The organism is Sphingomonas sp. Tas61C01, from assembly GCF_052567495.1.
This window is the reverse complement of record NZ_CP199583.1, coordinates 553,069-572,500: the sequence shown is the minus strand read 5'-3', so window position 1 is coordinate 572,500 and position 19,432 is coordinate 553,069. Positions and strand designations below refer to the sequence as shown.

General features: G+C 66.8%; 19 protein-coding genes and 1 tRNA gene. 14 read left to right on the top strand and 6 right to left on the bottom strand.

What is annotated here, in order from left to right; genetic code table 11:
* Positions 1-69 precede the first annotated feature (69 nt).
* Positions 70-756, bottom strand: a complete 687-nt coding sequence (locus ACT009_RS02605; protein WP_445192835.1) for a phosphoribosylanthranilate isomerase — start codon at positions 754-756, stop codon at positions 70-72.
* A 61-nt stretch (positions 757-817) separates the two neighbouring features.
* Entirely contained in the window at positions 818-2,623 is a 1,806-nt protein-coding gene (gene mutL, locus ACT009_RS02600) for a DNA mismatch repair endonuclease MutL (protein ID WP_445192834.1), read from the bottom strand.
* Positions 2,624-2,774: 151 nt separating this feature from the next.
* Here mutL and ACT009_RS02595 point away from each other — a divergent pair, with 151 nt between their 5' ends.
* The 6 genes from ACT009_RS02595 (at position 2,775) to ACT009_RS02570 (ending at position 8,580) form a co-directional block, all read left to right on the top strand.
* Positions 2,775-3,821: a rod shape-determining protein gene (locus ACT009_RS02595; protein ID WP_375421592.1), complete on the top strand. Its 1,047-nt coding sequence runs from the start codon at positions 2,775-2,777 to the stop codon at positions 3,819-3,821.
* A gap of 25 nt (positions 3,822-3,846) precedes the next feature.
* Positions 3,847-4,719, top strand: coding sequence for a rod shape-determining protein MreC (gene mreC, locus ACT009_RS02590; protein WP_445192833.1), 873 nt, complete (start codon positions 3,847-3,849; stop codon positions 4,717-4,719).
* A complete protein-coding gene (locus ACT009_RS02585) occupies positions 4,716-5,228 on the top strand; it encodes a rod shape-determining protein MreD (protein WP_445192832.1) in 513 nt (170 codons plus the stop codon). Before mreC ends, ACT009_RS02585 begins: the two co-directional genes overlap by 4 nt.
* A gap of 29 nt (positions 5,229-5,257) precedes the next feature.
* Complete coding sequence (mrdA, locus tag ACT009_RS02580) at positions 5,258-7,306, top strand: penicillin-binding protein 2 (protein ID WP_445193987.1); 2,049 nt, start codon at positions 5,258-5,260, stop codon at positions 7,304-7,306.
* Positions 7,303-8,412 carry a rod shape-determining protein RodA gene (gene rodA / locus ACT009_RS02575; RefSeq protein ID WP_445192831.1) on the top strand — a complete coding sequence of 370 codons (1,110 nt, stop codon included), beginning with the start codon at positions 7,303-7,305 and terminating at the stop codon, positions 8,410-8,412. The genes mrdA and rodA overlap by 4 nt, the downstream gene beginning before the upstream one ends.
* 92 nt (positions 8,413-8,504) lie before the next feature.
* Positions 8,505-8,580 (top strand) — tRNA-Lys (locus ACT009_RS02570).
* Positions 8,581-8,808: 228 nt separating this feature from the next.
* Here ACT009_RS02570 and ACT009_RS02565 read toward each other — a convergent pair.
* From ACT009_RS02565 to copC, 4 genes are all read right to left on the bottom strand, one after another.
* Positions 8,809-9,192, bottom strand: coding sequence for a MerR family DNA-binding protein (locus tag ACT009_RS02565; protein ID WP_445192830.1), 384 nt, complete (start codon positions 9,190-9,192; stop codon positions 8,809-8,811).
* The gene (locus ACT009_RS02560) at positions 9,189-11,663 is read right to left on the bottom strand and encodes a heavy metal translocating P-type ATPase (RefSeq protein WP_445192829.1); all 2,475 of its coding nucleotides are present in this window, start codon (positions 11,661-11,663) and stop codon (positions 9,189-9,191) included. Before ACT009_RS02560 ends, ACT009_RS02565 begins: the two co-directional genes overlap by 4 nt.
* A gap of 126 nt (positions 11,664-11,789) precedes the next feature.
* Positions 11,790-12,719, bottom strand: a complete 930-nt coding sequence (gene copD / locus ACT009_RS02555) for a copper homeostasis membrane protein CopD (protein WP_445192828.1) — start codon at positions 12,717-12,719, stop codon at positions 11,790-11,792.
* A gap of 1 nt (position 12,720) precedes the next feature.
* On the bottom strand, positions 12,721-13,092 hold the full coding sequence (copC, locus tag ACT009_RS02550) for a copper homeostasis periplasmic binding protein CopC (protein WP_445192827.1): 372 nt from the start codon (positions 13,090-13,092) through the stop codon (positions 12,721-12,723).
* Positions 13,093-13,214: 122 nt separating this feature from the next.
* Between copC and ACT009_RS02545 the strand changes: the two genes are divergently transcribed.
* From ACT009_RS02545 to ACT009_RS02510, 8 genes are read left to right on the top strand one after another with little or no spacing between them, the layout of a single operon-like run.
* A complete protein-coding gene (locus ACT009_RS02545; RefSeq protein ID WP_445192826.1) occupies positions 13,215-13,490 on the top strand; it encodes a hypothetical protein in 276 nt (91 codons plus the stop codon).
* Positions 13,487-13,927 carry a periplasmic heavy metal sensor gene (locus tag ACT009_RS02540; RefSeq protein ID WP_445192825.1) on the top strand — a complete coding sequence of 147 codons (441 nt, stop codon included), beginning with the start codon at positions 13,487-13,489 and terminating at the stop codon, positions 13,925-13,927. The genes ACT009_RS02545 and ACT009_RS02540 overlap by 4 nt, the downstream gene beginning before the upstream one ends.
* A complete protein-coding gene (locus tag ACT009_RS02535; protein ID WP_445192824.1) occupies positions 13,924-14,517 on the top strand; it encodes an RNA polymerase sigma factor in 594 nt (197 codons plus the stop codon). Before ACT009_RS02540 ends, ACT009_RS02535 begins: the two co-directional genes overlap by 4 nt.
* A gap of 44 nt (positions 14,518-14,561) precedes the next feature.
* A complete protein-coding gene (locus tag ACT009_RS02530; RefSeq protein ID WP_445192823.1) occupies positions 14,562-16,496 on the top strand; it encodes a copper resistance system multicopper oxidase in 1,935 nt (644 codons plus the stop codon).
* Positions 16,493-17,707 (top strand): copper resistance protein B, encoded by a 1,215-nt coding sequence (locus tag ACT009_RS02525; RefSeq protein ID WP_445192822.1) that lies wholly within the window; start codon positions 16,493-16,495, stop codon positions 17,705-17,707. Before ACT009_RS02530 ends, ACT009_RS02525 begins: the two co-directional genes overlap by 4 nt.
* Entirely contained in the window at positions 17,698-18,450 is a 753-nt protein-coding gene (locus tag ACT009_RS02520) for a PepSY domain-containing protein (RefSeq protein ID WP_445193986.1), read from the top strand. The genes ACT009_RS02525 and ACT009_RS02520 overlap by 10 nt, the downstream gene beginning before the upstream one ends.
* A gap of 38 nt (positions 18,451-18,488) precedes the next feature.
* Positions 18,489-18,884, top strand: a complete 396-nt coding sequence (locus ACT009_RS02515; protein ID WP_445192821.1) for a DUF305 domain-containing protein — start codon at positions 18,489-18,491, stop codon at positions 18,882-18,884.
* A gap of 53 nt (positions 18,885-18,937) precedes the next feature.
* Positions 18,938-19,381 (top strand): DUF411 domain-containing protein, encoded by a 444-nt coding sequence (locus ACT009_RS02510; protein ID WP_445192820.1) that lies wholly within the window; start codon positions 18,938-18,940, stop codon positions 19,379-19,381.
* Positions 19,382-19,432: the final 51 nt, after the last annotated feature.

The following is a 19,432-nucleotide window of genomic DNA, read 5'->3' as shown; positions in this document are numbered from 1 at the left end:
CAGGCGGCGCCCTTTTCGTTGTGCACGACGATTTTCTGCGCAGGTCCGAGACCCAGCCGGCAAATTGCGTCAGATGGTCGGGCATGCCGATGCGAATTCGGCATCGGCATGCCCGACAGCCAACACGAACGCGGCCAATTTCTCCGGATCGAGTTGGCCGTCAGTCCGTACCCCGGAACATAGGTCCAGCCCATAGGGCCGAACCTGCTTGATCGCGTCGGCCACGTTAGCGGCCGACAGACCGCCTGCGAGAAATACTGGTCTCTCGGTCGCTCGAACGAAGGCGGCGCTTACCGCCCAATCGTGCGCGCGGCCGGTTCCGCCGAGCTCCGCGACCGCGGCGTTGGGCCTGCCGGAGTCCAACAGAAAGGCGTGGACATAGGGTGCATAGGCCGGAATGAGGTCGAGTGCTTCCGGCCCTTCGACGTGGATGACCTGGACACGACGAATGTGGGGCTCCAGCGCCGCCAGCTTCTCGGACTCCACCGGATCGATGTGCGACACGACCTGAACCGTCGTCGGGTGGGTAACGCGTATATGAGCGGCAATGGCTTCGGCGGTCGTTTCGGCGGTGAGCAGGAAGGTGGCCACGGGTGGCGGCACGAACGCCGTCACCTCGGCGATCGCGCCATCGGCTATAGGGCCGGGACCAGAAGGCATACGCGCCACCAGCCCCAGCGCATCGGCACCGTATTCGATCGCAATGGTCGCTTCGCTTGTCGAAGCGATACAGCATACCTTGATCCGCGTCCGCATGCTGAAACGATACCGTTTCGCCGAAGCGGCTGCAATCCAAGCTCCTTCCGGAGAACGGGCGTCATTTCCGTCCGAACAGCTTCTCAACATCCGCCATCTGCAACTTCACCCAGGTCGGCCTGCCATGATTGCACTGCCCCGATCGCGGCGTCGCCTCCATCTCCCTCAGGAGCGCGTTCATCTCGGTAACCGACAGGATGCGCCCGGCGCGGACCGAGCCGTGGCAGGCCATCGTCGCGGCGACGTGGTCGAGGCGTTCCTTCAGGCTGAGGGCTTCGTCGAAGGCGGCGAGATCGTCGGCGAGATCGGTAACCAGCGCCGTCGGGTCGGCGCTTCCGAGCAGCGCGGGCGTCGCGCGGACCAGCATCGCGCGCGGGCCAAAGCGTTCGAGGTCGAGGCCGAAATCGGCTAGCTCGTCGGCGCGGGCTTCGAGGCGGTCGCAGGCGGGTTCTTCCAGCTCGACGACCTCGGGGATCAGCAGCGACTGAGCGGCGATCCGACCCCCTGCCAGGGCGGCGCGCATGCGTTCGAGGACGAGCCGTTCGTGGGCGGCGTGCTGGTCGACGAGGACGAGGCCGTCCTCGGCTTCGGCGACGATGTAGGTTTTGGCGACCTGGCCGCGGGCTACGCCGAGGAAATGGGCTTCGGTCTGCGGCGGGGGTGCCCAGGCGGGTTCGGCTCTTGCCGCCGGCGGTGTGGTGAAGAAGGTGCTGCGGCGGTCCTCGACGGTCGAGTGGTAGTTCGTCCCATCGGTCGGTGCATGCGCGGACAGGCCCCACCTCAACCCCTCCCCTGAAGGGGAGGGAGCTTGTGGCTCCGGTCGCCATGCCGCCAGCGCCTCCGCGGGAGCACGCTGCACGCTGCGGTGGCCGGCGGCGTCGAGGGCGCGGCGCAGGCCGGAGACGATCATGCCGCGCACCATCTGCGGATCGCGGAAGCGCACCTCGGTCTTGGCGGGGTGGACGTTGACGTCGACCTCGCTGGACGGCACGTCGAGGAACAGCGCCACCACCGCGTGGCGATCGCGCGGCAGCATTTCCGCATAGGCGCCGCGGATCGCACCCATTAGCAGGCGGTCCTTCACCGGTCGCCCGTTGACGAACAGATACTGGTGGTCGGCGACGCCGCGATTGTACGTCGGGATCCCCGCCACTCCGCCGAGCACCAGCCCGTCGCGTTCCAGGTCGACCGCCACCGCATTGTCGATCAGCGCACGATCGGTGAGCGCGGCGACCCGCGCGGGGCGGTCCTCCGCCATTGTCGCGGCGAGCACGCGGCGACCGTCATGCTCGACCGTGAAGCCGATGTCGGGTCGCGCCATCGCCAGCCGCCTGACGACGTCGAGGCAGGCGGCATATTCGGCGCGCGACGATCGCAGGAACTTGCGCCGCGCCGGCACGCGGGCGAACAGCGCCTCGACGACCACGCGGGTGCCCGGCGGCAGCGCCGCGGGCCCGTCCGCGACGAGCACGCCGTTGTCGATCGTCCGCGCCCAGCCCTCGGCCCCGCGGACACGGCTCTCGATCGTCAGCCGCGCGACGCTGGCGATCGACGGCAACGCCTCGCCGCGGAAGCCCAGTGTCGTCACCGCCTCGATCGCGCCTTCGTCGCCGACCAGGCTTTCCGGAAGCTTGGAGGTGGCATGGCGTTCCAACGCCAGCGCCATGTCGTCGGGGGTCATGCCGCATCCGTCGTCGGCGACGTCGATCCGCGCAAGCCCGCCATCGGACAGCGTCACCGCGATCCGCGACGCGCCCGCATCGATCGCATTCTCGACCAGTTCCTTCAACGCGCTGGCGGGCCTTTCGACCACTTCACCGGCAGCGATGCGGTTGACAAGATGCTCTGGCAGGCGCCGTATTGACATGGGTTCGGGTCTAGACCAAGCGGCGCCATCCCGCGACCCGCAAACGCAAGGAACCGGAGCTAATCAGGCTCGGCGGCGGTCCGCGCGAGATGTGTGCGATTCGCCGGCCGGGATCCCTGGTCGGCCTGGCTGAACGGAACGATCCACCCCCATGGCCTTCTTCTCCCGCTTCTTCAAATTCATGTCGCACGACATGGCGATCGACCTCGGCACCGCGAACACGGTGGTCTATGTCCGCGGTCGTGGCATCGTCCTCAACGAACCGTCGGTGGTGGCGGTCGAGACGATCAACGGCGTCAAGCGGGTCAAGGCGGTCGGCGACGACGCCAAGTTGATGATGGGCAAGACCCCGGGCACGATCGAGGCGATCCGCCCCCTGCGCGATGGCGTGATCGCGGACATCGATGTCGCTGAACAGATGATCAAGCACTTCATCCAGAAGGTTCATGGCGGGCGCAGCTGGCCGTGGCGCCGCCCCGAGATCGTGATCTGCGTGCCGTCGGGTTCGACCAAGGTCGAGCGCCGCGCGATCCGTGACGCCGCATCCAATGCAGGCGCCAGCCAGGTGTTCCTGATCGAGGAGCCGATGGCCGCAGCGATCGGCGCCGACATGCCGGTGACCGAGCCGATCGGGTCGATGGTCGTCGACATCGGCGGCGGCACCACCGAGGTCGCAGTGCTGTCGCTGCGCGGGCTCGCCTATACCACCAGCGTCCGCGTCGGCGGCGACAAGATGGACGAGGCGATCGTCTCCTATGTCCGTCGCAACCACAATCTGCTGATCGGCGAAGCGACCGCGGAACGGATCAAGCAGGAGGTCGGGATCGCACGGCCGCCCGCCGACGGCATCGGCCTGACGATCCACATCAAGGGCCGCGACCTCGTCAACGGGGTGCCCAAGGAAATCCAGATCAACCAGGGCCAGATCGCCGAGGCACTCAGCGAGCCGGTCGCCACGATCGTCGAGGGGGTCCGCGTCGCGCTGGAGAACACCGCGCCCGAACTCGCCGCCGACATCGTCGACCAGGGCATCGTGCTCACCGGCGGCGGCGCGCTACTCGAAGGGCTGGACGAGGTGCTGCGCGATGAGACCGGACTGCCGGTCACGGTCGCGGAGGACCCGCTGACCTGCGTCGCGCTCGGCACCGGGCGCGCGCTCGAGGATCCAATGTACCGCGGCGTTCTCCAGAACGGCTAACTTTCACTGACGGGGGGAGCGGCGCATGGCGCCTGCCCGCGACCGCCGCACCGGGTTTTCACGGCGGCGGCAATATTCGGTCTTTCTCGGCTATGTGCTTGCGGTGGCCGGCGCAGTGGTCGGCGCGGTGCTGCTCGTCGTTTCGACCTTCGATCCGTCCCCCTTTGCCGCCCTGCGGATGACGATGGCGAGCGTCACCGCGCCGGTCTCCGGCCTGCTCGACGGCGCGGTGCGCGGCATCGTCGCGGTGCCCGAGACGATCGGCACCTATTTCCGCGTCTATGACGAGAATGCCCGGCTGCGCGCCGACGCCAAGCGCGCCGCGGCGCTGGTCACCCGCGCGCGGATCGTCGCCTATGACAATCGGCGCCTGCGCCGCCTGCTGGTGCTGCGCGACCGCGAGCCCGAGGCGATCGTCGCCGCCCGGCTGGTGAGCTCCACCGCGTCGAGCGGCCGGCGCTTCGCCTTGCTCGACGCCGGGCGATTGCAGGGCGTCGGCAGCGGCATGGCGGTGCGCGGGCCGGACGGCCTGATCGGGCGGATCGTCGAGACCGGCCCGCTCGCCGCGCGCGTCTTGCTGGTCACCGATCCCGAAAGCTTGGTGCCGGTCCGCCGCGTCCGCGACGGCGTTCCCGCGATCGCGGCGGGGCGCGGCGACGGCACCGTCGATATCCGGTCGGTGAACACCACCAACGTGCGCTTCGCAGCGGGCGACACCTTCGTCACGTCGGGCACCGGCGGGCTCTATGCGCCGGGCGTGCCGGTGGCAAAGGTCTCCGTGCGCGGCATGGACACGGTGCGAGCGATCCCGTTCGCGGCGCCCGACGCGCTCGACTTCGCGCTGGTCGTCCGCCCGTTCATGCCGATCCCCGCCGCGCCGGCGCCGACGCCGCGATGAGCACCGCCGACTATGATCCGTTCGCGCGGCCGCTGCCCGAAGGCCGTGCCCGCGCGATCCCGTGGCTGAGCGTCATGGGCGGATCGCTGGTGACCACCCTGCCAATCGTCGTCAGCCTGCCGCTGCTACCGCCGATGGGGCTGCTGATGCTGCTCGCGTGGCGCCTGCTGGCGCGGTTCGCGCTGCGCCCCTGGGCCGCAGCGCCGCTGGGTGCGTTCGACGATCTGCTGAGCGGACAGCCGCTGGGCAGTGCGGTGCTGCTGTGGTCGCTGTGTTTCCTGGCCATCGACCTGGTCGAACAGCGGCTGGTGTTCCGCGACTTCTGGCAGGATTGGGTCATCGCGGGGGTCGCGGTCGGCACCTGCCTCGCCGCGGGGCGGGTGATCGCACTGCCGCTCGGCGCGCGGTTCGATCTCGTGCTATTGGCGCAGATCGTGATCGCAGTGATGCTCTTCCCCATGGCCGCGCGCATCGTCGCGTGGATCGACCGCAAGCGGGGCCCTGCGTGAAGGGATCGCCGCGCATCGTGACCGAGGCGATGCAGGCCTATACCTTCTCGCGCCGCGCGTGGATGCTCGGGACCGCGCAGGCTGGGCTGGGCGTGCTGCTCGCCGGTCGGATGGCCTGGCTGTCGATCGCGCAGAACGAGAAGTACAACCTTCTTGCCGAGAGCAACCGGGTCAACATGACGCTGGTGCCGCCGCGCCGCGGCTGGATCGTCGATCGCAGCGGCGTGCCGATCGCCAACAACCGCACCGAATTCCGCGTCGACATCATCCCCGATCGGCTCGAAGACGCCGAGCGCGTGTTCGCTACCCTGCAGCGGCTGCTCGGCCTGACCGCGGAGGAGATCGAGCGCGTTCGCCTCGATCTTCGCCAGGCCGCCGGGTTCCAGCCGGTCCAGGTAGCCGAGAATATCGACTGGGATCATTTCGCCGCGGTCAACGTCCACCTGCCCGAGCTGCCCGGCGTCGCGCCGACCCGCGGCTTCGCGCGCAACTATCCCGCCGGCGCCGCGGTCGCGCACCTCACCGGTTATGTCGGCGTCGCCAATGCCGAACAGTTCAAGAAGACCCACGACCCGCTGCTCGTCACGCCCGGCTTCAAGCTCGGCAAGGACGGGCTCGAAAAGGTCATGGAAAATCAACTGCGCGGCATCCCCGGCGAGAAGCGGGTCGAGGTCACCGCCCGCGGCAAGGTGGTCGCCGAACTCGCGACCCGGCCAGACAAGCCCGGCGCGACCCAGCGGCTGACGATCGACGCCGGGCTGCAGCAATATGCCGCGCGCCGGCTCGGCACCAATTCGGGGTCGGCGGTGGTGATCGACTGCCGCACCGGCGAGATGCTCGCGATGGTGTCGATGCCCGCCTACGATCCCAACAGCTTCTCCGACGGGATCAGCCATCTCGAATGGAAGATGCTGTCGGACAACGACCATGTTCCGTTGATGAACAAGGTCACCCAGGGCCTGTATCCGCCGGGGTCGACGGTTAAGCCGATGAACGGGCTGGCGCTGCTCGAGGCCGGGATCAGCCCGAGCGATCGCATCGTCTGTTCGGGCGCGCTGCGTGTCGGCAACGGCATCTTCCATTGCCACAAGCGCCGCGGACACGGGCCGCTCGACCTCAAGAACGCGATCATGCAGAGCTGCGATATCTATTTCTACGAAATGGTCCGGAGGCTCGGCTACGACCGCGTCGCGCCGATCGCGCGCATGGCGGGGCTCGGCGAGAAGTTCGACCTGCCGGTCTCGACCCAGCGCTACGGCACCGTGCCCGACAGCGCCTGGAAACTGCGCAAGTACAAGGACCGTTGGACGGTCGCGGATTCGCTCAACGCGTCGATCGGTCAGGGCTATGTGCTCGCCAACCCGCTCCAGCTCGCGGTGATGGCTGCCCGGCTCGCCTCCGGCCGGGCACTGCAACCGAGCCTGCTCGCCGATCACGTCCACCGGGACGCCCCCGCCCTCGCGGTGCAATCCGAACATCTGCAATTGGTACGCGAGGCGATGCTGGGCGTCGTCAACGGCGGCGGCACCGGTGGCGCCTCGCGTTTGCAGGTGCCGGGGGTCCAGCTCGCCGCCAAGACCGGCACCGCGCAGGTCCGCCGGATCACGATGGCGGAGCGGCGGTCAGGCGTGCTCGGGAACGGCCAGCTGCCGTTCAAGCTGCGCGACCATGCGCTGTTCGTGTGCTTCGCCCCCGCCGACAACCCGCGCTATGCCGCGTCGGTCGTGCTCGAACATAATGGCCACACCGTGCGCAATCTCGACACGCCGCTGATCGGCCGCGACATCATGACCTATCTGTTCGATCGCGACCGCGCGCTCGCGTCACTGGCCGAGGTGGAGCCGACCTGGGGCGGCGACATCCAGACCCGGATGGCGGCGGAAGCGGCGACCTACAAGGCGGCGCAGACGCCTCCCCCTGCCGCAATCGCGACCAAGACCGACGCGGTCGTCCCGAGCGATTCCGACGCGGTGGAGGCCGCGACCGCCGCCGCCAACCAGAGCCAGGCCGCGCTCGCCATCGACGGGCCGACCGGCAACACCGTCGCCGAGGACGGCACCACGGAGCGCAGCGAATGACCCAGTTCGGTGTCGTTCCCGAACCGCTGACGCGGCTGCCGTGGCGTGTGATCATCCTGGTGCTGCTGATCGGCAGCTTCGGGCTCGTCGTACTCTATTCGGCGGCGGGCGGATCGGTACGGCCCTGGGCGCTGTCGCAGGGCATCCGCTTCTACGCCTTCGTGCTCGGGGCGATGGTCCTGTCCTACGTGCCCGAGCAGGTGTGGCGACGCGGCGCGATCCCCGTCTACGTGCTGCTGTTGTTCGCGCTGGTGCTGGTCGAACTGCTCGGCGCGGTGCGCGGGGGCAGCCAGCGGTGGCTCGATCTCGGTATCATCCGCTTGCAGCCGTCCGAACTGATGAAGCCCGGCATCGTGCTCGCCTGCGCACGCTTCTACGACATGCTGCCGCCGAACGAATCCAGGCGGTTCGGCGCGATCTGGCCCGCCGCGGTGCTGATCGGGTTGCCTGCGGTGCTGGTGCTGCTCCAGCCCGATCTCGGCACCGCGCTGATGATCTGCGCGGGGGGCGCGACGGTGATGTTCCTGGCGGGCGTGCCGCTCCGGCTGTTCGTCGGCGGCGCGCTGAGCCTCGCGGTCGCGGCCCCGCTCGCGATCGGCATGATGCACGATTACCAGCGCAACCGGATCCTGATTTTCCTCGATCCGGAGAGCGACCCGCTCGGCACCGGCTACCACATCAGTCAATCGAAGATCGCGATCGGATCGGGCGGGATCTGGGGCAAGGGCTTCCTCAACGGCACGCAGAGCCATCTCGATTACCTGCCGGAGGGCCAGACCGACTTCGTGTTCGCGACGATGGCGGAGGAATGGGGTCTGGTCGGCGGTTGCCTGCTGATCCTCGCCTTCATGTTGGTGATCCGCTGGGGCATCGGCGTCGGGCAGCGCGCGAACACTCGCTTCGCCCGGCTGACCGCCGCAGGGCTCGCCACGACGATCTTCTTCTACGTCGCGATCAACCTGTCGATGGTCATGGGCCTCGCCCCCGTGGTCGGCATCCCCCTGCCGCTGGTGAGTTTCGGCGGCTCCGCCCAGATGACGGTGCTGCTGTCGCTCGGCATCCTGATGTCGATCGACCGCCAGAACCGCCGTAGCGCACGCTGGTAGGCGAAAAAGGGTTTGCATCCGCAGCCCCGGATGCTAACCGCGCGCTTCCCGACGAAGGGAGGCGCGGAAACGCTCCCCCGGATCGCGGTGACGGACGCATAGCTCAGTTGGTAGAGCAGCTGACTCTTAATCAGCGGGTCCTTGGTTCGAGCCCAAGTGCGTCCACCATAATTTCAATGACTTAGCGGTCCTCAGCCCATCCTCACCGGCCGTCTAGGTAACGGACTAGGTATCAACGACGATGTGGTCTTCATCGTTGGGCTTACCTCGCGAGGGTCGAGACGATTCTCTCTGAGTTGGTAATGGAGAGCTCGGTGACCGGGAACCAAGGCGCTTCGAACTCACTTGAGATGCGGGCTTGGCTGCACGCATGACTCATGGTTCGAGCGTAAGGTCTCACTCTTCCATTCGGCGTATAATCGGGCAGTCCGGGCGATCATCGCCGTGGCAGCGCTCAACCAGGTCGATCAGCGCTGATTGCATAGCCTTCAATGCGCGCGCCTTGCGGCCCAGCTCGGCAGCGCGCGCTTTCGCCAGCGCCTTCACTTCGGCGCTCGACCGATCCCGATCCGACCACAAGCCGAGTAGCGTGCGGATCTCCTCGATCGGAAAGCCCAGATCACGCGCATTCGCGATGAATCGCAGCCGGTGAACGTCCGGGTCTGAGTAGTCCCGGTAGCTCCCGCGCCGGGGCGGTGCGGGCACGAGGTCGATCTTCTCGTAGTGACGGATCATGCGCTGCGAGACGCCGCTGGCCTCCGACGCCGCCCCGATGTTCACAATTTCACCGCGTTGAGGCGCAACGCGTTGAGGACGACGGTGAACGAGGAGAGTGCCATCGCCGCGCCTGCCAGCATCGGCGATAGGAGGATGCCGGCAACAGGGTAGAGCACACCGGCCGCGACCGGGACGCCGACGCCGTTGAACAGGAACGAGAAGAACAGGTTCTGCCGAATATTCCGCATCGTCGCACGGGCGAGCTTGCGGGCGCGCACGATGGCCGAGAGATCGCCTCGCGTGAGCGTCATGCCCGCACTTTCGATCGCGACGTCCGTTCCAGTGCCCATCGCGAGCCCAACGTCGGCAGCGGCCAGCGCCGGGGCATCGTTGATACCGTCGCCGGCCATCGCGACCTTGGCGCCACCCGCTTTAAGCTCGCCTATGATCCGCGCCTTATCTTCCGGCCGCAGATCGGCGCGTACATCGTCCAGACCGCCCACGGCGCGCGCAACCGCATCGGCCGTCCCGCGATTATCGCCCGTCAGCATGATAACCCGCAGACCCTCCTTGCGGAGGGCCGCAATGGCGTCGCGTGCCGAAGCTCGCACTGGGTCGGCAACCGCGAGCAAGCCGGCAAGCGCGCCGTCAATGGCGATCAGGATGACGCCGGCCCCTTCGCTTCGATGACGATCGGCCGCAGCATCGAGCGGCTTGGGATCGGCGCCGATCCTGTTCATCTGTGCGGCATTGCCGATCACCACTGAACGGCCGCCCACCGTGGCACTGACACCCATGCCAGTCTGCGAGGCGAAGTCGGCAACCGTGCCGAGTTGCAATCCGCGTTCCTTGGCGGCGACGACGATCGCATGGGCGAGCGGGTGCTCGGACTGGCCCTCGACTGCAGCGGCGAACGCAAGCATGTCGTTCTCTGCAACCGTGCCGGTTGCCTCGATAGCGATCAGCGACGGCTTCCCTTCGGTAAGCGTGCCCGTCTTGTCGATGACCAGCGTATCGACCTTATCGAGCGCCTGCAGGCTTTCAGCGTTCTTGACCAGGACGCCGGCCTGCGCGCCGCGTCCGGTGCCGACCATGATCGACATCGGCGTAGCAAGTCCAAGCGCGCAGGGGCAGGCGATCACCAGCACGGCAATCGCATTGAGTAGGGCGTGGCCCATCCGTGGCTCGGGACCCACCAGTGACCATACCACGAAGGTCGCGATCGAGATCAGCACGACTAGGGGTACGAACCACCCTGACACCCGATCGGCGACTGCCTGGATCGGGGCACGGCTCCGCTGTGCTTCAGCGACCATGCGGACGATGCGCGCCAGCATCGTGTCCGAACCGACCGCGCGGGCTTCCATGACGAGGCTGCCCGTGCCGTTCACCGTTCCCCCAGTGACCGCGCCATCGACTTGCTTGAGAACGGGAGCTGGCTCGCCGGTGAGCATAGATTCATCGACCGAAGAGCGACCCTCGACCACCACCCCGTCAACCGGGATCGCCTCGCCCGGTCGAACCCGCAGCCGGTCTCCGGTCGCCACGTCGGCAAGGCCGACTTCTTCCTCTGAGCCGTCGGACCGAAACCGTCGCGCGGTCTTGGGAGCGAGATCCATGAGGGCGCGGATCGCGCGCCCCGTTGCTGCCCTGGCGCGCAACTCGAGCACCTGTCCGAGCAGCACCAGCGTCACCACGACGCCCGCAGCCTCGTAGTAGACCGGGACCATGCCCCCGTGCATCCGGAACGTCGCAGGGAAGATGCCGGGCGAGAGCGTCGCGACCAGGCTGTAGAGGAATGCCGCACCGACGCCGATCGCGATCAGCGTGAACATATTCAGATGGCGCGTGCGAAGCGACGTCCACCCCCGCTCGAAAAACGGCCATCCCGCCCACAGCACGATGGGCGCAGTGAGTGCGAGCTGGACCCAAGGTGAAGCCGTAGGGCTGACGACGTGGATCCCCGACATTTCGGCAAACATCGAGACGATAAGCAGCGGTATGGTGAGCGCACCCGCCACCCATAGGCGGCGGGTGAAATCGACCAGCTCGGGGTTGGGGCCGTCGTCGAGCGAAGGTTCTTCCGGTTCGAGGGCCATGCCGCAAATCGGGCACGTGCCCGGGCCTTCCCGGCGAATTTCCGGGTGCATGGGACATGTCCACATCGCCCCCGGCGTTGCCAACGGCTCGGGCTTTGGCTTCGCGCCGAGGTAGGCATCAGGGTCGGCGACGAACTTGGTTCGACACCCTGCGCTACAGAAATGATAATCGTGACCGGCATGCTCGGCATGGTGCGCTGTTTTTGCCGGATCGACGGTCATGCCGCATACCGGATCGGTCACTGTGACGGAGGGTTCGCCGCCTGCCTTCCCCGAGCAGCAACCTTCGTTGGCAGCTTGCGGAACAGCCGGAGGTTCGTAGGACGAGCAGCAGGAAGCGACGGCTTCGCGCTCGATTGAAGCCGGTTTGCCGTCTTGCTTGCCCGAGCAGCCGCAGCCCCCGGCGGGATTGGCGTGGGAATGAGGGTCGTTCATAGAGAAACTCCTTCGACCCGAGAGCATGTAGGGTCTGACATCGTGTCAGGGTCAAGCCCCCATTCCAGCGATGCACGATATGTAATGGTTTTACGTCGCCGAGCCCGATTGCCCTCGTCCTGCTTCTCACATTGCCGATGCAGGCGGCTCGAGGGTTCCCAGCCAAGCGACCAGCGCCAGGATCGTGACTGCGCAGGCCGCCTCGACCGCAAGGCTGCGCCGCAGCGCGCCGAGCGCGCCCCGATGATCGGCCCCGGCAATCGACCGCTCGAATGCGGGCGTCAGCCGGAAGCGATTGAGCGAGGCCAGCCCCAGCATAGTGCCGAACAGCGCAAGCTTGGCCAGAAGGAGCTGTCCGTAGCGGGTGCTCGGAAGGCTCAGCAGATTGCCGGCGCCGACCAGCAGCCACCCATTCACCAAACCCGTCACGACGATCGTGCCGACCACAATCGTGCCCACCAGACCGAAGCCGTGCAGTGCGCGATGAGTCAGTCTGAGATGGGTGGCGTCGACCTGACTTGGCGCGCGCGTGACGAGCAGCGTCAGCCCAAGCATCGCGCCGACCCAGGCTCCGGCTGCCAACAGGTGGAGAATGTCGGCCACCAGATGCACCCATCCCGTCGCGTTCTCGTCCATCGCGCCATGACCCGTCCACGCGAGTGTCGCGAGCGCGATCCCAGCCGCTAGTGCAACCGCGCCGAGCGGAACGGCACGTCCTGCGGCGATCGTCGCGACGATTGAGGCCACCACCAGCGCGACCATGCGTGCCTCCCACGCGGCGCCGGTCGCGGACCCGGTGAGCAGCATCCCGATTGCCTCGCGATCGATCGGCCAAGGCGGCACGCCGGCCATGGCCGCGGCAAGCAGCGCGAGGGCGATGGCAGAGAGCAGCAGGCCGAGCAGGCCGCTTCCGACCAACCAGGGGCGCAGGGTGATCGCGTCAGTCCGCTCACCGGCCTTGAGACCATAGAGGCTGAAAGCCGAGAGGCCGAACAGCCCGCTCAGCGTCACATAGAGCGCGAAGCGGACCCCTATCAGCGGCCAGTCGGCCTCCACCTTACTTCACCGCGAAGGCGAAGTTGCCCGCGACCCGGTGCGTGTCGGTCGACACCACGTGCCAAGCGACGCTGTACCGGCCCGCGCCGAGTGGCGACTTGGGCGTGACGACTAGAGTGCGACCGTCACCGGAGACACCGGCTGCAGCCGCTACCTTCATCGGTGCATGCGAGGCGCCGCCATGCCCGGTCATCATCAGATCCGCGCCTGAAAATTTCGGCATCAGTTTCTCGCTGAAGCGCAGCTCCACACGGGCGGGCTTGGCGACGGTCGCGTTCGGAGGCGGAGACGCGGACACCAGCTTGGGATGCGCATAGGCCGTGCTGGCGAGGCCAAGAAGGGCAAGGGCGGCAGGAAGGGCGACGCGACGCATAAGGTTACTCCGATGGAGGGCTCGTGCTCTCTTTACGCGGCGCGAGCGCTCACCCCTCACGCTGGCATGAGGGATGATGAGCAGCGCTGCGTAAGGGATGGTAGAGGGGTGGAGTGGACAGCATGGACGATCTGGACAGAGCACTGGCGAGACTGGCGGGCGCACCCGTTCCGCTTGCCTTGGATGACATCGAAAGTCGGGTGCTGGCGCGCATCGGCGCGCAGCCGGTTGTCGCGCGGCGGGCCGGGCTCGGCATCGGCGTGATGACGGTGGTTGCGCTGGGGATCGGGATGGCCGGTGCGGAGCTGCCGGCGAGCGCCAGCTCCGTCGCATCGCTTGCGCCACTTGGAGGAGCCTCGCCGCTCGCGCCTTCCGCGTTGCTGATCGGCGAGCCATGACATCGACCAAACGTGTTGTCCTCTGCGTTGTGCTCGCGTTCCTGGCCGCGATCGGAGGCGTGTTCGTCGGACGTGCGCTGTTGCCCCATCCCAAGCAGCCCGGCGCGGCGTTGCACGAGGTGCTGCATCACAAGCTTGCCCTGAATGGCGATCAGCAAGCGAAGTTGAAGGTCCTGGAGGACAGGTTCGCGGTGCAGCGCCGTGCGCTCGAACTGGAATTGCGCGCTACCAATGCCCGGCTTGCCGAGGCGATCGAGTCCGAGCACGGCAATGGTCCTCGTGTCGCCGCTGCGGTCGACCAGAGCCACGCCGCAATGGGCGAGCTGCAGAAGGCGACGCTCGCGCACATCTTCGCAATGCGGCAGCTCCTGCGTCCCGATCAGACCCCTCAATTCGATGCCGCGGTGGTGAAGGCGCTCACCGACGGCCAGGGGTGAGCCTCGACTGGACTTCGCTGACCGATGGTGAGCTGGCGACACTGAGCATCGCCGGGCGACAGGCTGCTTTTGCCGAAATCATGCGGCGCTATCGGCAACCGGTCTTCCGTCTCGCTCGCGCCTGCACTGGTGAGCCGGACGAGGCGCTCGACCTCGTGCAGGAGACGTTCGTCGCTGCTCACCACGCCCTATCGCGCTACGATGCGGAGCGGTCGATGAAAGCATGGCTGTCGACGATCGCGATCAATAAATGCCGTGATTGGGGGAGGAAGCGGACCGTGCGCCGTTTTCTGTCCTTTGCCCTCCCCATTGACGGGCAAGCCGAAGCCGTCGTGGACGAAGAACCCGCGGCGGACGCCGCCGCGTCGGACCGGCAGGAATTGGACCGGGTGACGCGCGCGATTGCGACCCTGCCGATGAACCTCAAGGAGGTGCTCGTACTTCGCACCATCGAGGGCTTAAGCCAGGCCGAAACGGCCGAGGTGCTGGGCGTCAGCCAGAAGGCAATCGAGACCCGGCTTTATCGTGCCCGCGCTCGCCTGATCGAAAAGTTGAACGTGGCTCAAGGGGTAGGCTCCGGGCTCGCGTAGAGGAATAAGACGGGCCGGTAGCGGCCCAACGCCAAGGAGCCACCATGTCGCGCGTTCTCGACCGCCGCCAGTTACTGCGCGGTGCCACCCTTGCCGGAGGAGGCGTCGCCCTGTCGGCGTACATGCCGGCTTGGGCGCAGCCCGTCTCCGCCGGCATCGTAAAGCCACTGCCGACCGTGTCGGGTGAAGACATCCGGCTGCGCGTCGCGCATCAGATGATGACGATCGACAGGCGGCAGAGCCACGCGATCGGCATCAACGGCACCGTCCCCGCTCCGCTGATCCGTCTGCGCGAAGGTCAGACCGTGCGCCTTCATGTCGAGAACGGTCTGGACGAGCAAACCTCGCTGCACTGGCACGGCCTCATCCTGCCCTTCCAGATGGACGGCGTACCGGGCGTCGCCTTCCCCGGCATCGATAAGGGCACGACCTTCACCTACGAGTTCCCGATCGTGCAGGCGGGCACCTACTGGTATCATAGCCACTCCGGGCTGCAGGAGCAGATGGGCCTCTACGGTCCGATCGTGATCGATCCTGAAGGAGCCGACCCGATCCAGTCGGATCGCGAGCACGTCATCGTGCTGTCCGACCACAGCCAGCTCCACCCACACCGCATCTTCATGAAGCTCAAGAAGCAGTCGGGCTATTTTAACCGGCAGCAGCAGACGCTCGCGGGCTTGCTGAAGGGCGAGGATCAGCCGCTCAAGGACCGCCTCGAATGGGGCAAGATGCGAATGGACCCCACCGACGTCGCCGACGTGACGGGTTCGACCTATACCTACCTCGTCAACGGCCACGGCCCGCAGGACAACTGGACCGGGCTGTTCCGACCCGGCGAGCGGGTACGTCTGCGCGTCATCAACGCTTCCGCGATGACCACCTTCAATGTCCGCATTCCGGGTCTGGAGCTGGCGATCGTCCAGGCCGATGGCCTGAACGTTCGCCCCGTCGAGGTCGACGAGTTCCAGATCGGCGTTGCGGAAACCTACGACGTGATCGTCACCCCGACCGACGAGCGCGCATACACGTTGGTGGGCGAGAGCGTCGATCGGTCCGGAATGGCGCGTGCGACCCTAGCACCGCGCGAAGGTATGGTCGCCGAGGTTCCTCCGCTCCGCAAACGTCCCGTCGCCACCATGAAGGACATGGGGATGGACATGAACATGGACATGTCGGGCGGCGGATCGATGCAGGGCATGGGCCATAGCGCCATGCCCGGGATGGATCATGGATCGATGCCGGCTGCCGGCACGTCCGCTCCCGCGATGGATCATTCGCAGATGGGCCACGGCGCAACCGGTGCGGGTGCCGGCGCGATGGCCGGCATGGATCACGGCATCCAGGCCGGGGCTGCGATGCCGGGCATGGCCGGCTCGTCAGGCGCACACGACGGCATGGCGATGGGCGGAATGGCCGGCATGGATATGAACATGCGGGACTTCTCCAAAGCCCCCGGCGTGAAGAAGGGGCCGGGTGTCCAGACCATCTCGCCGATGCCGATGGACCGCACCGGCGATCCCGGTCAGGGGCTGGAGAATGTCGGGCATCGCGTGCTCACCTACCGCGATCTGGTCGCGGTCGATCGTAATCCCGATTTGCGCGCGCCGTCGCGCGAGATGCAGATCCACCTGACGGGCAACATGGAGCGCTACATGTGGGCGCTCGACGGCGAGAAGCTGTCCGAGGTGAAAGCGCCGATCCCGTTCCTCGCCGGCGAGCGCGTCCGCGTCACACTGGTCAATGATACCATGATGGGTCACCCGATTCACCTGCACGGTCACTTCTTCGAGCTGGTGACGGGCCACGGCGCGTACAGCCCGCGGAAGCACACCGTCATGGTGCAGCCCGGGGGCAAGGTCAGTTGGGATGTGACCGCCAACGAAGGCGATTGGGCGTTCCACTGCCACATGCTCTACCACATGCACGCGGGCATGATGCAGGTCGTCCAGGTCCGTTCTGCGAAGGGAGAAGCAGCATGAAGGCGCTGCTTCTCGCTGGGATGGGCGCGCTCATCGTGGTCGCGCCCGCAACAGCCCAGACGATGGACCATTCGATGATGCCGGGCATGAGCATGCCAGGGATGAAGATGCCGGCGAAAAAGCCGGCCGCCAAACCCAAGCCCGCTGCCAGGAAGGCCCCTGCCAAGAAGCCTTCGCCTCGAAAGGTGCCGGCCAAACGCTCAGTCGTTCCCGCGGCCGATCCTCATGCAGGACACGCGATGCCGAGCATGGACATGGGCGGTGCCAAGCCAGCCGATCCGCATGCCGGCCACGACATGTCGGGCATGCAAGGCATGACCATGAGCCCCGCTCCGGCCACGGCCGCGGGCGAACACGCCGGGCACGACTTGTCGGCGATGCCCGGCATGCAGATGGCGCCCGGCCAGCCCATGCAGCACGACATGGCATCGATGCCGGGGATGACGGCGCCGGTCGGCACGGATCTGAAACCGGGCAATGCGCCCGCGCCTGCCCCTGCCCCAGGGCTTGCCGCGTCGCGCTACTATGGTGAGGCGGCGATGAGCGCGGCCGACGATGACCTGCGCCGCGAGCATGGCGGGATGACCTACTATCAAGTGCTCTTCAATCTCGCCGAGTATCAGGCTCGCAAGGACGGTGACGGCTATCGATGGGACGGCGAGGCGTGGATCGGGGGCGACATCAACCGGCTCACTCTGAAGAGCGAGGGCGAAGGCACGTTCGGTAAACCGCTCGAAGCGGCAGAGGTGCAGGCGCTCTATAGCCGCGCGCTCGACCCCTATTGGAATCTCCAGGCGGGCGTCCGCTATGACTTCAAGCCTAACCCCTCGCGTACCTATGCCACGGTCGGTATCGAAGGACTTGCCCCCTATTGGTTCGAATTCGAAGGTGCCTTGTTCCTGTCCGACAAGGGCGATGTGCTTGCCCGAGCCGAGGCTTGGTACGACGAGCGCGTGACACAGTTCTTCGTGCTCCAGCCTCGCGTGGAAGCCAATTTCGCAGCTCAGGATGTGCGGCGCGACGGCATCGGCTCGGGGCTCACCGACCTCGAACTCGGGCTTCGCCTCCGTTACGAAAAATCCCGAGAGTTAGCGCCCTACATCGGCGTGTCATGGGAACGGCAGTTCGGCGACACCGCGCGCTTCACGAGGGCACGGGGCGACGACACCGGCGGGTTCAGCTTCGTCGCTGGTGTGAGGACCTGGTTCTGAGGAGCGGCAAGCTCCGCCTCCATATCGGCGCCAGCAAGATTCATCGCTGGCTGGCGCTGATTATCGGAGCGCAGTTGCTGCTCTGGTTCGCCAGCGGCTTGCTGATGAGCATCCTGCCGATCGAGCGGGTTCGCGGCGAGCACCTTGTCGCCCGCGATAGCGGGGAGACGCTGGCGCCGGCCCAGCAGCTCGTCTCTCCGGCGGCAGTCCTGCGCGCCGCGCCGGGTCCTGTGCGCGAGCTGCGCTATACCAGCTTGCTCGGCCGTCCCGTCGCCGAGCTGACGATGACGGACGGCACGGTGCGCATGCACGATGCCCGGAGCGGAAGCCCGATGGCGCGCATCGATGCGCCATTCGCCGTGAAGATCACGACGGCAGCGTACCGCGGCACCGGCGCGCCGGCTGCGGCGGCGATGTTGGTCCGCGCCGCGAGCACCGAGTTTCGTGGCAAGCTGCCGGTTTGGCGCGTGCAGTTCGAGGACGCGGAGACCACCCGAGTTTTTGTGTCGCCGGACAGCGGAAGGATCGTCGGTGTCAGAACCGGCACGTGGCGGCTCTATGACTTTTTCTGGGGCCTTCACATCATGGACTGGAAGAACCACGAAAACTTCAACACCCCCTGGATGATGGCATTCGCAGCGGGAGGGTTGATCCTGGCCGTAGCGGGCGTGGTGCTCCTCTACATGCGCTGGCCGCGCCGCAGGCGAAGAAAAGTTCGAGGGGTGAGCGAGGCTGCCGCGTAGCTCCTTTATAGGACGGGGGTTCCTTGGGAGCAGTAATCATGAAGACTATCACCACGATCGGTATCCTCGCCGCGGCGCTCGCCGCCAGCCCCGTTGTCGCGCAGCAGGGCGGCATGGCGGGGATGGACCATAGCCAAATGCAGGGCATGGATCATTCCAAGATGATGCAGCCGACCCAGGCCAATCCGTACGGGCCGGATATGATGAAGATGCACGAGCAGATGATGGCGGCGATGGGCGCCGATGCCGGCGAGACGTGGGTCCGCAAGATGATCGAGCACCATCGCGGCGCTGTGACCATGTCGCAGACCGTGCTTCGTCACAGCCAAAATGCCGAGATCCGACGCGAGGCGCAGAAGACGATCGCCAGCCAGAACCGCGAGATCGCGACGCTTAATGCTATGCTGCGCAAGACGGGCAAGCGTCCCCAGTAAGGCCGTTGCCTAAGTCCCCGGCTCACGGGCGGGGCTTGCCAAGGAGTTGAGCGATGAAGTTGTCGATCCGTAGCGCATTTGCCGCCGCAGCCATGATGATGCCGGCTGCCGCATTGGCGGCGAGCAGCATCGCGATGCACCGCGATCCGGGATGCGGCTGTTGCGAGAAGTGGGCGGCGCAGGTGCGCCAGCAGTTCGGTCGCAACGTCCAGATCATCGACGATGCGCACCGCGACGTGCTCCAGCGCAAGATGGGCGTACCGGCTGATCTAGGCTCCTGCCACACCGCAATCATCGACGGCATGGCGTTCGAGGGACATGTCCCGATCGCCGACATGAAGCGAGCGCTAGCCCAGCACCCCAAGGGTGTGCGGGGCCTGGCCGTGGCCGGAATGCCGATGGGCTCACCGGGCATGGAGATGCCGGGGATGAAGGCCCAGCCCTACGATGTGATCGCGTTCGGTCCCGGAGGACGCCGGGTGTTCGCCCGGCATTGAAAAAGAGGGAGGCGCGAACGCCTCCCGTTGGCCATGCCCGCGTGATCGTGA